9 protein-coding genes are annotated in these 14,492 nt (G+C 46.5%); 1 reads left to right on the top strand and 8 read right to left on the bottom strand.

Annotated elements, in window-relative coordinates; translation table 11 throughout:
- Positions 1–35: 35 nt before the first annotated feature.
- A complete protein-coding gene (locus GVN20_RS04045; protein ID WP_166557079.1) occupies positions 36–1,409 on the top strand; it encodes an amidohydrolase family protein in 1,374 nt (457 codons plus the stop codon).
- Between the two features lie 288 nt (positions 1,410–1,697).
- On the opposite strand, the gene GVN20_RS04040 is transcribed toward GVN20_RS04045, so the two are convergent.
- From GVN20_RS04040 to GVN20_RS04005, 8 genes are all read right to left on the bottom strand, one after another.
- The gene (locus tag GVN20_RS04040) at positions 1,698–4,250 is read right to left on the bottom strand and encodes a M1 family metallopeptidase (RefSeq protein WP_166557078.1); all 2,553 of its coding nucleotides are present in this window, start codon (positions 4,248–4,250) and stop codon (positions 1,698–1,700) included.
- 183 nt (positions 4,251–4,433) lie between these two features.
- On the bottom strand, positions 4,434–5,444 hold the full coding sequence (locus tag GVN20_RS04035) for an aspartate-semialdehyde dehydrogenase (RefSeq protein ID WP_166557077.1): 1,011 nt from the start codon (positions 5,442–5,444) through the stop codon (positions 4,434–4,436).
- 331 nt (positions 5,445–5,775) lie between these two features.
- Positions 5,776–6,354, bottom strand: a complete 579-nt coding sequence (locus tag GVN20_RS04030) for a 5-formyltetrahydrofolate cyclo-ligase (protein ID WP_166557076.1) — start codon at positions 6,352–6,354, stop codon at positions 5,776–5,778.
- Positions 6,355–6,358: 4 nt separating this feature from the next.
- Positions 6,359–7,828: a peptide MFS transporter gene (locus GVN20_RS04025; protein WP_166557075.1), complete on the bottom strand. Its 1,470-nt coding sequence runs from the start codon at positions 7,826–7,828 to the stop codon at positions 6,359–6,361.
- Between the two features lie 156 nt (positions 7,829–7,984).
- The gene (locus tag GVN20_RS04020) at positions 7,985–9,436 is read right to left on the bottom strand and encodes a TolC family protein (protein ID WP_166557074.1); all 1,452 of its coding nucleotides are present in this window, start codon (positions 9,434–9,436) and stop codon (positions 7,985–7,987) included.
- On the bottom strand, positions 9,429–12,581 hold the full coding sequence (locus GVN20_RS04015; protein WP_166557073.1) for an efflux RND transporter permease subunit: 3,153 nt from the start codon (positions 12,579–12,581) through the stop codon (positions 9,429–9,431). The genes GVN20_RS04020 and GVN20_RS04015 overlap by 8 nt, the downstream gene beginning before the upstream one ends.
- Positions 12,582–12,626: 45 nt before the next feature.
- Complete coding sequence (locus GVN20_RS04010; protein ID WP_166557072.1) at positions 12,627–13,748, bottom strand: efflux RND transporter periplasmic adaptor subunit; 1,122 nt, start codon at positions 13,746–13,748, stop codon at positions 12,627–12,629.
- A gap of 114 nt (positions 13,749–13,862) precedes the next feature.
- Positions 13,863–14,207 carry a hypothetical protein gene (locus GVN20_RS04005; RefSeq protein WP_166557071.1) on the bottom strand — a complete coding sequence of 115 codons (345 nt, stop codon included), beginning with the start codon at positions 14,205–14,207 and terminating at the stop codon, positions 13,863–13,865.
- Positions 14,208–14,492 lie beyond the last annotated feature (285 nt).

Here is a 14,492-nt window from a genome sequence, read left to right as displayed (position 1 = left end):
TCACTACTACTTACAAACCCTAACAATATACTTGTATGCGCACCTCCTTTCTTCTCCTGTTTATTGTCTTGCTTTTGGCTTTCTGCACCACAATCATGGCGCAAGAACTCGTCAACAATAGTGAGCGCGAAATCGTCTTCAAATCCGTTAACGTCATCCCAATGGACAAGGAGCAAGTCATTGAAAATCAAACGGTTATTATCAAAAACGGTCGAATAACGGCATTGGGCGACGCGGCAAAGGTCAAAGCCAGTAAAGGCGCTTTGGTCATTGATGCAAAAGGGAAATACCTAACCCCTGGCTGGGCTGAAATCCACGCACACGTTCCCCAAACGGACGATTTTGAACCCATGAAAGAGGTGCTGATGCTTTATCTGGCCAACGGTATCACCACCATTCGAGGCATGCTCGGCCACCAAAAACACCTTGAATTACGGAGTAAAATCAACGACGGAACGATTCTTGGGCCTCATTTTTACACAACGGGTCCCTCATTCAACGGACAGACCGTAAAAACTGCCGAACGAGGAGCAGAAATGGTACGCGAGCAAAAAGCTGCGGGTTACGATTTTCTAAAGTTACACCCAGGGCTCACAAGAGAAACTTTTCCCGCTATTGCCAAAACAGCCAAGGAAGTTGGTATTCCCTTTGTGGGACACGTTTCATTTAATGTAGGCGTTTGGCGAGCTATTGATGCAAAGTATTCGACTATTGATCATTTGGATGGTTTTATTGAAGCCCTCACCCCTGGAATTGATACGCTGGTCGAACAAGAAGCGGGTTTGTTTGGAGCTTGGATTGCAGATCGAGCAGACGCTTCTCTCATTCCAAAACTAATAGAGGGCCTACGCAACAACCACATACGGGTTGTACCTACACAGGCGTTGGCGGAGCGGTGGCAGTCTCCGCTTTCGGCAGAGGCGTTTACCAACGCCCCAGAAATGAAGTACATGAAGCCCGAACAGGTGAAGGGTTGGGCAAATACGAAAAACACCTATAACAGCAACCCTAATTTCTCAAAAGAGCGAGCCGAAAAACTGATACAAATTCGCCGAAAGCTGCTATACGAATGTCAGAAAAATGGGGTAGAGATTTTGTTAGGCTCCGATGCTCCCCAAATATTCAATGTACCAGGTTTTTCTATTCACCACGAAATGAAATACCTCGTAGATGCGGGACTGACGCCGTATGAAACTTTGCGTACTGGAACTGTCAACGTAGCTTCTTATTTGAACAAACCAGATTCGGGCATTATCAAGACTGGAAATGTATCAGATTTGGTCTTGCTAAGTGGCAATCCCCTGCAAGACATCAATCAGACCAGGCAGATTGAAGGGGTGATGATTGGTACCAACTGGCTTTCAAAAGCCTACATTGAAAAGGAGTTGAAAAAATTAGAGAAAAAGTAAACTAATGAATTGGAGTGGGGACAAAAGTCTGTTCAGCTCGCATAGACTAGGTCAGACGGTAGTCAGACCCAGTCTTAAAATACGAAGCACTTACCCCAAAAAATTACTTATATAAATTTTGCCTTTCGATTACTGGGAAATGCCAGAAGTGGAAGTAATAACAATCCCGGCGAAGTTCTATTTGATATTTTAAATTCACTAAAAGACTAATTCTCTCTGATGCAAAAATCCCCACCTTGGCAAGCCATAAGTGGGGATTTTTATGCGGATTATACTCAAGTGATTTTCTCAAAAATCTCCCACCTGTCCGTACATATTCTTCAATTGGGGGTCACGCTCGGCGTTGCGGATGTCTTTACGCATGGCTTTTACGCCTTCGATGTCGGTCAATAATCCCAACACCTGATAGGCCCCAAACCGCACAAAATAGGCGGGGTGATTGCGGGCCGTGGTTTCGAGCATAGGTAAGGCTTTGCGCTGCACATCGGCGTTGGAGCGGATGAGGTATTTACCGAAAACCTGCAAGAAATTATAGATTTCGGCCGATTTTAGCTTGCTCATTTTCTGCATGAACCACTCGTACTGATCGGGTTTGGCCAAGCCAGCGTAGTAATTGGCCACGGCGGTCACAATTTCGCTGTTAGGGGCGTTTTCAAACCGAAGCGCCACATCGGCGGCGTCATCAGGTTTGCCAATCAGGTACGCATCCAAGGCAGCCGAAACCACTTGGTACGAACTGTCGTTAAGCGCTTCGCGGAAGAGCGGGTCGTTGGAGTTATCGCCAAACGAGCCCAGCGTAATCACAGCTTCCATGCGCACGCGCGGGTGGGCATCCACGCGTGCTTTACTTTGAATAATGCGTTCTACTTCGTTGAATTGTAGCCCGTCGTATTCGGAGAAATTAGAGATGGCCAATTGACGAATCTTCCAGAACTTATCGTTCATGGCGCTCATCATCACGTGGCGCACGGTTGAGTCAATCATCTGCCCTTCCAATCGCGTGATGGCTTCGTAGCGTGCCAGATATTTGTCGCAATGACCATACTGAAAAATCAATTCAGGCTTCGTTTTTTCGTAGTCTACTTCACCCAACAATTGCTTTTCGACGTCAAAATCCACCAAATCGGGACGTTGCGCGGCGGGAAACTCAAAGGTTTGACGCGCCCGGCTGACCACAATGTCGTGGGTATTTTTCTGGCCGTTAACCCACACATCTACTTTGAGTGGCAGGCGATAAATGGGCGTATAGGTCGAATCCTGCAATTGACTTACTTTCAGCGTTACTTTTCCATCGTTCCAGGTTTTTTCCACCTTGAGGTTGGCGTGGCCCGGCGATAAAAACCATTGGTTAAAAAACCAGTTTAAGTCCTCCCCTGTCACTTCTTCAAAGGCTTCACGCAGGTCGTTGATTTCGGCGGTTCCGTATCCGTGGCGGATGAGGTAGTTGCGAGAAGCCGTAAAAAAGGCCTCATCGCCCACGTATTTCCGAAGCATGTGCAGCACCCGCCCGCCTTTGGCGTAGGAGTGATTGTCAAACATGTCTTCCATGTCGGTGTAGTTGTACCGAATCAGCGGCTCCTGCTTTTGTTCCGACTCACCGAGGTATTGTTGCAACTCGCCATGTCCCCACAAATCGGCTTCTTCCGTGCCTTTTTTGTATTCATTCCAGAGGTATTCCGAATAGTTGGCGTAGGCTTCATTGAGTGGCAAATGCACCCACGATTCGCAGGTAACGAGATTGCCAAACCAATGGTGCATGAGTTCGTGCGCAATCACATCGTCGGAGTTGCCATCGAGCAAGGCACGGGAATCATTCTGTACATTTTCGGCATGAACGGTCATGGAGGTATTTTCCATGGCACCCGCTACAAAATCACGGACGGCGATTTGGGCGTACTTTTCCCACTGAAATTCTACCCCGAATTTTTCCTCAAAAAATTGAATCATTTCGCGCGTTCGGCCAAAAATCGCTTTGGCATAAGGAGCGTATTGAGGCTCTACATAATAACTCAGTTCTAACCCTGGGCGGACGGTATCGCGTGCTACCGCAAAATCTCCCACCACAAACGCCGCCAGATAAGGTGCGTGTGGGAGGCGCTGCACCCAGCGGTCGGTGCGGGTACTGTCGGAATTGATGCGAGATTCGACCAGTCTGCCATTGGAAAGGGTCTTAAAACGGTTTTCGACGGTCAATCGAAAATCTTGGGTCATTTTTTCGTTGGGGCTGTCGACCGTGGGCATCCAGCAGGAGTTATATTCTGTTTCGCCCTGCGTCCAGATTTGCTGCGGTTTGCCTTCGTCCATGCCGTCGGCATTGATAAAATAAAGCCCTTTATCCCCTTTTGGCCCTGCCACCCCGACGGGTAGTTCGTTGGGTTTGGCCACATAGTCAATCAATACGTGCAGCGTATCAAAGCGGCTATAGGTGCGCCGAAGTTTGATGGTAAGCAGACGTTTGTCGTAGGTATATTCGAGGGGGTCATTGATGTATTCTGTAACTACTTGTTTGGTCGTTGAATCTATCCTCGTGAGGGTATCAAGCTGAAATACCCCTTTAATATCGAAGCCCTTCGCATCTAATTCCAGCGTTTTTTGGGGATAAAAATAAGGCTTGAATGTAATAGTGGCCGAGCCGAGTGCGTGCTGACGGAGCCAGTCAAAGCGCATATCCAACTGGGTGTGTAGAATATCATTTTTAAGCCCACGAGTAGGTCGGTACGGCCCTTTTTTGGCCGCCCAGAGGGGCGCTTTACGAAGGGTGTCGGTGGGAGTATAACCTTTGGCAAACGAGTGATGAGTGACAAAAAGGAAAATGAAAAGTATAGAAATATTTTTTACCATTAGCTTCAACCTTTGTGCTTATAATCTTGATAATCAAAACGGAATACCTGCAAAATCGTTTGCTGGTTGCAATGAAAATAACGCAAAGTTCGGAAACCTATTGGGAAGCACGAAATAAAATTAATAAAAAAGGCGTCCGACGGTTATAAACCGTCAGACGCCTCTACCTAAAATTCGTTATTTTTATACCAATTCGGCCTCTTCTACCAAATTGTGTTTTACCAAATATTCGGCAATCTGTACGGCGTTGGTGGCGGCTCCTTTGCGGAGGTTATCCGCCACAATCCACAAATTGAGCGTTTTGGGTTGCGATTCGTCGCGACGGATACGACCGACAAACGTCTCATCTTTTCCGTGCGCCGTGAGCGGCATGGGATAGATTTTATTTTTTGGATCATCCTGAATTACCACGCCTTCGGCCTGACCCAAAATTTCATAAATCTCGCTCAGTTCAAATTCATTTTCAAATTCGATATTGACCGCTTCTGAGTGACCACCGATGGTAGGGATGCGCACCGTCGTAGCTGTAACGGCGATGTTGTCGTCCATCATAATTTTTTTGGTCTCATTGGTCATTTTCATTTCCTCTTTGGTGTAGCCGTTATCCAAAAATACGTCGATGTGCGGCAGTACGTTGAGGTCGATAGGATGCGGGTACACTTTCGCCACGCTAGTATCGCCCGTACGCTCGGCAAACAGCTGATCTACAGCGGCTTTGCCCGTTCCAGTCACTGACTGATACGTCGAAACCACCACGCGCTTGATGCCATAACGCTTGTGCAATGGGTTCAACACAACCACCATTTGAATGGTCGAACAGTTGGGGTTGGCAATGATTTTATCTTCTTTGGTCAGCGTGTACGCGTTGATTTCGGGAACAACCAATTTTTTGGTTGGATCCATGCGCCATGCCGAAGAGTTATCGACCACCGTAATGCCCGCTTCCGCAAATTTAGGAGCCAATTCCAAAGAAGTGCCGCCGCCTGCCGAGAAGATAGCAATCGCAGGTTTTGCAGCAATGGCATCTTCAAAGCTTACGATGATGTATTGTTTACCCTTGAATGTCACCTGTTTACCTACCGACCTTTCGGATGCGACGGGAATCAATTCTGTGACGGGGAAGTTGCGCTCTTCGAGTACTTTGAGGATTTCGCTGCCTACCAAACCGGTAGCGCCTACTACTGCGATTTTCATTGGTTTGCTTTTGTTTGAGTTAAATTAAAGTTGACAATGGTACATAAAAAAAACGTCACCGTGAAGGTTAAGAATCAGGACAAACACGCTGGCATGACGGGGTCAATATCCCATCAGGCTCCGCGTGTCTATTTAGATTTCTTTGTGTTCACAGTGACGATAAAAATGTGGGTGCAAAATAAAGGTAAACTTTAAAACTTACCAAGAAAAAAATGTCTTTTTTGCAAAAAAGGGCTTTGTTAGTTGTCAAAATGGTAAAAAGTAGGGCGAGATTTTAAAAAATCATTTCTCCCATAAATCACACAAAGCCGCAGATAGGCAAAGCTGCAGGTTACCACTGCCAAATTTGCGTAGGGGTAATGCAATAATCCATCTGGACATCAAAGGAATCAATGTCGTCGATTTTGAGGATAGGGTCAAACAGCGAAAGGCCCACTTTGATAACATTGGGGCGGCATTGGACCAAAAAACGATCATAAAAACCACGGCCGTAGCCTACGCGGTAGCCGTTGCGGTCAAAAGCCATCAGTGGTAGAATGACCAAGTCAATGCCCGTAACGGCATACTGCAAATTGCAGGTAGGGTCGGGTTCCAGAATGCCCCATTTGTTGAGTTGGAGCTTCATGTCGGGGAGCCATTGATAATGCTCCATTTCGCTCGTTTCGGGCAGTGCCCGGGGAACAACCACCTGATTATGAAGGTATTTTTCCTGAATGGTATAAATAATGGGAAACGTATCTACCTCATTTTGACGGCGGATGGGGAGATAAACATGAATGGCCTTGAGGTTTTCAATGGCAAAAAAAGAAAAAAAGAGCCGCGCAATGGCCTGACTTCCCTCGGCCACCTCTGCGGTTGTCAATGTTTGACGGCGCTCTCCGAAGAGTTTGCGCAGCTCCTTTTTTTTCATCTTTTTATTTGATTCCGCCCATCCAATCTTTGAGCGGGCGTTGAAGAATAAGCGTTACACTGCCCACGGCCAAACAGAACCATACAATGCTCATAAACATTTCGGGCATTTGCTGTACGTTTTCTTCGTCAAAGCCGCCCGCAAATAAGCCCGCAAACAAATTGCCCAAAGCCGCTGCCACAAACCAGATGCCCATGAGTTGACTCAGGTATTTTTTAGGGGCTAATTTGGTGTACGCACTCAAGCCTACGGGACTCAAACACAACTCACCCAAGGTATGAAACAAATAGGTTGAAATAAGCACAAGGGCCGAGGCTTTTACGCCAGTGAGGGCAATTTTAGCACCCCAAACCATGATGTAGTACCCTAAACCCAGTAAAAATAAGCCAATCGCAAACTTCACTAATAACGGAGGATTCAGCTTTTTCTTTTCTAAAAACACCCATAATCCGCCCAAAACGGGGGCAAAAACCAAAATATAGAAAGGATTAAAATTTTGGAACCAACTGGAAGGCATCCCAAAGGGAAGGTCTGAATAGCGGTCAGCAAAAATTTGGAGCGACGAACCCTGTTGTTCAAATCCCGCCCAAAATAACACCGCTCCCCAAAACAAAATAAACAGAATCACGATGCGCTTCATTTCGATTTTGGAAAGGTCGGATGCAAATAGCAGGTTGGCAAAATAAATAATCACAATAGCCACCGCAATGATGCCCATAGACGTAGCCACGCCCGATTTACTGCTCCAAGAAAACGTACCGTTGAATTGCAAAATGAGCACAAAAGCCACCAAAAGTGCCGCCAACACCCAAGAAAGCGGGTTGATTTTTTCGTCACCCTTTTTCACTTCAGAGACTTTAGGATGCATTCCTTTATCTTGGAGGTAGGGTTCGGCAAAAATACGGTACACTACCAAGCCCAAAAACATCGCTACGGCAGCGGCACCAAAGCCGTAATGCCAGCCTATTTTCTGGCCTAAATAGCCCACAATGGTGATGCCCAAAAAAGAGCCTAAATTGATACCCATATAAAAAATGGAAAAAGCGGCATCTCTGATGGCGCCGCCCCCTGGGTAAAGCTCACTCACAATCGAGCTGATGTTTGGTTTCAATAAACCCGTTCCGATGGCTACCAATCCCAAACCCGTAAAAAATACCGCTTCGGAAGAAGGAAACGCCAGCACAATGTGGCCGAGCATGATGGCGATACCACCGTACCAAATGGCTTTACGCTGTCCTAAAATATTGTCGGCCAACCAACCGCCTGGCAGCGACAGGAGATAAACTGAAAATGTGTATAATCCATAAATGGCCCCGCCTTCTCCTTCATTGAGCCCCATTCCTCCGCTGGTTTTATCCAGTAAAAAAAGCAGGAGGATGGCCCGCATTCCGTAGTAGGAAAAACGTTCCCACATTTCGGTAAAGAATAATACAAATAAGCCTTTCGGGTGTCCAAATACTGTTTTTTCAGTCATAAAACGGTTGGTTTAGCTTGTTGAAATGAATAGGTTATAAACGTCAATAAATGATTTGTGGTAACCGGACAAAGTACATTTGAAATGTTTAACTCTGTCGGTTACCACAAAAATATAAAAAAAGCCCTATTTGTTGAATTTTGGCCGATAAGTTGCTTATTTCCAGCCTCCCCCTAAGGACCGATATAGGTGAATGAGGGAGTAATATTGCCGCTTGCGAACGTCAATCAGCTCTATTCTGGATTGTAGCGCATTTTTACGGTTCAAAATAACTTCCAAATACGTAGCGCGACCCGTTGAAAATAATTCGGAAGCCGTCTGGATGGATTTTGTCAACACATCGGCTTCCGAGGTTTTAAGGGCGTGCAGTTTCTCCAAATTATTGATGAGTACCAGCTGGTTATACACTTCAAAATAGCCGTTCAACATACTCCGCTGGTAATTGTAGAGGGCTTCCACCTGCGCCGCGCGTGCGGTTTTGAGTTCGGCTTTCAGCGCACTTTTATTGAACAACGGGGCCGTCAGACCGCCAATGATGTTGTACGCAATAGATTGCGGTGTGATTAAAAACTCAGGACGAAACGACTGCAAGCCCAACACCCCAGTCACATTTAGCGACGGATAAAAGGCGGCTTTGGCAATGAATACGTTGGCTTTAGTGGCCGTTAATTCGTATTCTGCCTGCTTCACATCGGGCCGATTTTTGAGCAATTCTGCTGGTACGCCCGCCCTGACCAGCCCTGGCAAAGGAGTCGTAAACCGCGATTTGTTTCGGCGTATGGGCTGCGGATAGCGCCCTAGCAGGAAGTTGATTCGGTTTTCAATTTCTACAATGCGTTGGGATACTTCCACTTCAATACTTTTAGAATTAAGCACTTGCGCTTCAAACTGCTTTACGGCTAATTCGTTGGCGCGTCCCGCATCTTTCTGAATTTGGATGATACTCAACTCATTGTTTTGCAAGGTGATGGTTTCTCGAATGAGGTCTAATTCATTCTCAAACGCCAGCAGCTCATAATACAACAGCGCAATGTCGGCCACAAGGTTGGTAAGCACAAAATTACGGCCTTCGACCGTCGATAAATAGCGCGCCAAGGCTGCTTCCTTCCGCGTGCGCAATTTCCCCCAAATGTCAATCTCCCAAGAACTTTGCAAACCAACGGTAAAATCGGGTAGGTGTTCGGGAATTCTCTGGTTCTCGGAAATATTATCGGAGAAATTGGTGTCGTAATTTCCAATTCCATCCATGGTGTATTTCCCAAACCGCCGTTGTCCCGTCGAACCGCCCCCCGATACAAAAGGGAGCGTCAATCCTTTGGCTTGCTCTACCTGCGCCCGGCCCATTTCGATGCGCTGGAATGCGATGCGCACGTCAATGTTGTTTTGCAAGGCAGTATCAATCAGCGCCGTGAGCGTCGTGTCTGAGAAATAATTTCTCCAATGAATATCGGCCGAATTCCCCTCTTTTTGCGCAACTGGATATGCTTCAGGCATAGGTTTGAGCGTGGGCAGTTGTTCGGGTGTTTTTAATAATTTACAGCCTGTAAGTAATACAAACAGGGCTGAAACAACAACGATGGTTTTATATTTATAGGGTAGGTTACGCATCAATTTCCTGATTTAAGTAGATCTCTTTCTTTTTCTTGGGGGTGGAAAAACGCTCGGAAAGGGTTGCAAAAATGACGTACAACCCTGGGATGATGATTACCCCGAAGATGGTTCCGAAAAGCATCCCTCCTGCGGCGGCGGTTCCGATGGTACGGTTACCAATTGCACCCGCACCTGAGGCCATCATGAGCGGGATTAATCCTGCAATAAAAGCAAAGGACGTCATCAAAATAGGCCGCAAACGAGACGCCGCCCCTTCGATGGCCGCCTGTAAGGGCTTCATGCCTTCGTCGCGTTTGAGAATGGCAAATTCTACAATCAGAATGGCGTTTTTTCCCAGCAATCCAATCAGCATTACCAGCGCTACCTGCGCGTAAATGTTGTTTTGTAACCCTAAAATGGCCAAGAAGAAAAACGCTCCAAATATCCCCGTAGGCAGCGACAAAAGCACTGGCAGCGGCAACAAAAAGCTTTCGTATTGGGCCGCAAGTAGCAGATACACAAACACTAAACAGATGATGAAAATATAAATGGCTTGGTCGCCCGACAGGATTTCGTCGCGCGTCATACCCGACCACTCGTACGTGTAGCCCTTGGGTAGCTTTTGAGCCGCCACCTCTTGAATGGCTTTGATGGCATCGCCGCTACTGAAGCCAGGAGCGGCATCTCCGTTGATCATGGCCGCCGTAAACATATTATAGCGCGTAAGCTGTTCGGGGCCATATACTCGCTCCATTCTGACAAAAGCCGAGTAAGGCACCATTTCTCCTTCGGTATTTTTGACGTACAATTTGAGCAGGTCGTCGGGCTGCATACGGTACTCGGGCGATGCCTGAACCATGACCTTGTACATTTGCCCAAAACGAATGAAATTGGTAGCGTAAAAACTACCGATAAGCGATTGCAGGTTGTTCATGGCGTTGTCCACTGAAACACCTTTTTGGGCGGCTTTTTCGTTGTCAACGTGAATCAAATACTGCGGAAAGCTCGCATCATAACTTGTAAAGGCATTGACCACTTCGGGGCGTTTGTTGAGTTCTTCAATAAACGACTTTGTGACTTTTTCCATCGCCTGCAAGTTACCACTTCCCGTACGGTCTTGAAGACGAAACTCAAACCCACTGGCGTTTCCGTAACCGGGTACGGCAGGAGGAGGAAAAAACTGAATGTCAGCGTCTTTGATGTGTTTGGTTTTTTCGGATAACAACGCAATGACATCGTCTACCGATTCTTTACGGTTTTCCCAAGATTTAAGGTTCATCATCCCCATCCCAAACGATGCCCCCGCTCCGTCGGTCATCAAACTAAAGCCCGATAAAGTCGAAATAGACTCAACGGCGTCGAGTTTTAGGCTCACTTTTTCAATTTCGTCCACTACGGCTTCGGTCCGTTCGAGGGTAGCCCCCGAAGGAGTCGTGATATTGGCATATATCGTTCCTTGGTCTTCCGTTGGGATAAAGCCCGAAGGCAAAAACAGGTTAGTACCCCACGTAGCCGCAATAAAGAAAACGAGCATCGCGAATGTTACCACGCGGCGATTGGCAATGGCATTGATAAGCGATTTATAACGGTCTGACACGCCGTTGTACCAATTATTGAAGCCATCAAAGAAACGAGTGAGCAGCGTAGCTTTTTGGCCGTGGTGGCTTTTGAGCATGATGGCACAAAGCGCAGGCGTGAGCGTAAGGGCATTGACCCCCGAAATCACAATCGAAATGGCCATCGTAATCGAAAACTGGCGATAGAAAACTCCCGACGGGCCGTCCATGAAAGCTACGGGCACAAATACAGCGGTCATAACGAACGTAATGGCCACAATGGCCCCGCTGATTTCATTCATTGCTTCGATGGTGGCTTCTTTGGCGTTGAGGCCTTTTTCCTCCATTTTGGCGTGAACTGCTTCAACAACGACAATGGCGTTGTCGACCACAATCCCGATGGCCAATACCAAGGCAAACAGCGTAAGGAGATTGATTGAAAACCCGAACATCTGCATAAAGAAAAACGTACCAATGAGCGAGACGGGCACCGCCAAGGCGGGAATCAACGTAGAACGGAAGTCTTGAAGAAAGATAAACACCACCAACGCCACCAAAATAAAGGCTTCAATCAAGGTTTTGATTACTTCGTGTATAGAAGCATCCAAAAAGCGCGATACGTCGTAGCTGATGGTATATTTCATGCCTGGAGGAAATGACTTCTGCAATTCGGTCATTTTGGCTTTCACGTTGGCAATCACTTGACTCGCGTTGGAGCCGGGGCGTTGTTTAAGCAAAATCGCCGCCGAAGGACGGCCATTTTCTTTGGATAACACGTTATAGTTTAACGAACCAAATTCAATATCGGCAATGTCTTTGAGGCGTAAAATATCGCCGCTGGGATTGGCCTTAATGATGATATTCTCGTATTGTGTTTGGTCAGTAAATTTTCCCGTATAGCGAAGTACGTACTGCAACGACTGCGACTTTCGCCCCGAGCTTTCCCCGATTTTTCCGGGGGCCGCTTCTACGTTTTGGTTACGGAGCGCCGTGATGACATCGTCGGCAGAAACGTTGTAGACGGTCATGCGGTCGGGTTTGAGCCATACGCGCATGGAGTACTCCCGTTGCCCCATGATGTTGGCAAAACCCACCCCGTCGACGCGCTTTAACTCAGCTACGACGTTGATGTCGGCAAAGTTGTACAAAAACTCTTCGTTGGCGGTGGTATCTTCGCTCAAGAGGTTAATGTACATCAACATACTGTTGACCTCTTTTTCGGTCGAAACCCCCGCTTTGATTACCTCCTCGGGCAATTCGTCGAGCACCGTCGCCACCCGCGTTTGAACGTTTACGGAGGCCAAATCAGGGTCGGTGCCAACTTTAAAATAGACCTGAATGATACTGGTACCGTCGTTGCCAGATACCGAGGTCATATAGGTCATACCTGGCACTCCATTGATGGCCCGTTCGAGCGGTGTTACCACGGCCTTAGAGCAGGCTTCAGCGTTTGCTCCCGTGTATTTGGTAGTTACCGTCACGGCCGGAGGGGCAATGTCGGGGTACTGGGTCACGGGCAATTGGGTCATGGCCAAAAGCCCCAGCAACGTAATAATCAAAGAAATAACGATAGACAGGACAGGCCTGTGAATGAATGTGTTAAACATGCTAAAATTCCTTTAGGGTGAGACAACATTGAATAAACAGACCACTTATTGCTGCTCCAATTGCGCGATAATCTGCCTTAAAGGAACCATTTGGGGCTCAACCTGCATCCCTACTTTCATATCCTGAATGCCTTCATAAATGATTTTATCATTCTTGCTCAAGCCCGATTCGAGGATGTATAAGTGCGGAATACGCAACTTCGGAACAAAACTGCGCATCTGCACTTTGTTCTGACTGTCAAGCACATAGACGTATATCTTATCCTGAATTTCAAACGTAGATTTTTGGGGAATCACCAAGGCCTGATTGACCTTTTTTAGGATGCGGACTTTGCCGCTGGAGCCGTGCTTGAGGATACGCTCTGGATTGGCAAAACGCGCCCGGAAAGCAATGCTACCCGTGGCGTTGTCAAATTCCCCTTCAATGGTTTCGACGTAGCCTTTGTGCAAATGCTCTTCGTTGTTGGCCAAAATGAGCGAGACTTCATTGCGGTTGGTTTCCTCTTTGTTGCCAGAGGCAAATTCTAGGTATTCTTTTTCCGACACGTTGAAGTAAGCATAAACTTCGTTGTTGTCGGAGATGGTGGTCAACAGCGTGCCTTCGTCAATCAAACTACCTATTTTATTGGGGATACGGTCAATGATACCGTCAAAAGGGGCTTTTATTTCAGAGTACGATAGCTTAAGTCGAGCGCTTTGTTCTTCTGATTCGGCTTCCTCCACGCGGGCCAGTAGCGCGTCCAACTTGGCTTTGGCCATGTCTAGTTCGGTTTTGGAAACTACATTTTTATCGACCAACTTTTTGACGTTTTGCAGGTCTAGTTCGGCCGTTTTTGCCTCGGCAATGGCGCTTTTTAAGCCCGCCGTTGCGTGCAAGAGCGCGCCTTTATATTCTTGGTTGCTGATACGAAAGAGCACTTGCCCCTTTCTGACACTTTTACCTTCGTCGACGTGGATACTTTCGATGTATCCTTTGACCCGGGCGCGGATTTCAACGTTTTTTATAGAGTGGATATCAGATACATAGTCCTGATTATACACCGTATCAATCGCCACGGGTTGAGTAACTTGAAATTTTTCGCGGGTGGTTTGGGTTCCTTGGTCGGGCGTGGAACATGCCATCATAGACATACCCACAATCGTTAAACATACGAATGGTTTCCTCATTATAATAATGGTTATTAAACAGAAATGGATAATATAAAAGAACGTACTGAACACCCATAACGGCAGATGTTCGGCATTTAACGGAAAAGAAGCACTTTGAACTAAAGTGTAAAATTAAACCTGATTCGGTGGGGGTGAATTAGGCTCACTGTAATGCGGTACGAAGTTGTCTAAATAATGACCAAAATTGCGTGAAAGCCCCTCAGGGTTTCCGCGTTGGATAAATTCCAAATCAAGCGGTGGCCAAATAAGACAAATACTGAATTCTTCTAAAAAGCTGCTTTCCTCATTTTTATCATTGACAGGAACGTCCTGATGGAAAATCGAAGGATTGAATATATTGCCAGCGAGCCATTCAAATAGGCTGTTGGCTTGGTGAGAAGTAGAACTTGCCTGGTAGAAAAAACCTCTCTCAGAAAAACCCGTCGGACTGACAGTATCCATAGATACGTGAATCATTTGCAAAAGTAATACCCAGCAAATGAACCTTCTGATGATATGTCTGCCTTCCGATGGTTTCATATTTGTAAGACAAATATATAGATAAAAGGTTTGTTATCACGCACATTATGTTAAAAAAATCCAAAAACACTACGTTATAAAGTCTGATGATTAAGAGTATTAGCCCAAAATTGGGTTTTATATCCCCGAAAATTTATAAAGTCTGATTCAAATCATTCCTACCCCTAGATTAAAGTGGTAGGTTGTTGGAGCAATACCAAATTAGCAAAATAAATTATAAAA

The sequence above is a fragment of the Runella sp. CRIBMP genome (genome assembly GCF_009905605.1).
Taxonomy (GTDB): domain Bacteria; phylum Bacteroidota; class Bacteroidia; order Cytophagales; family Spirosomataceae; genus Runella.
This window is presented reverse-complemented; position numbering and strand designations above follow the sequence as displayed.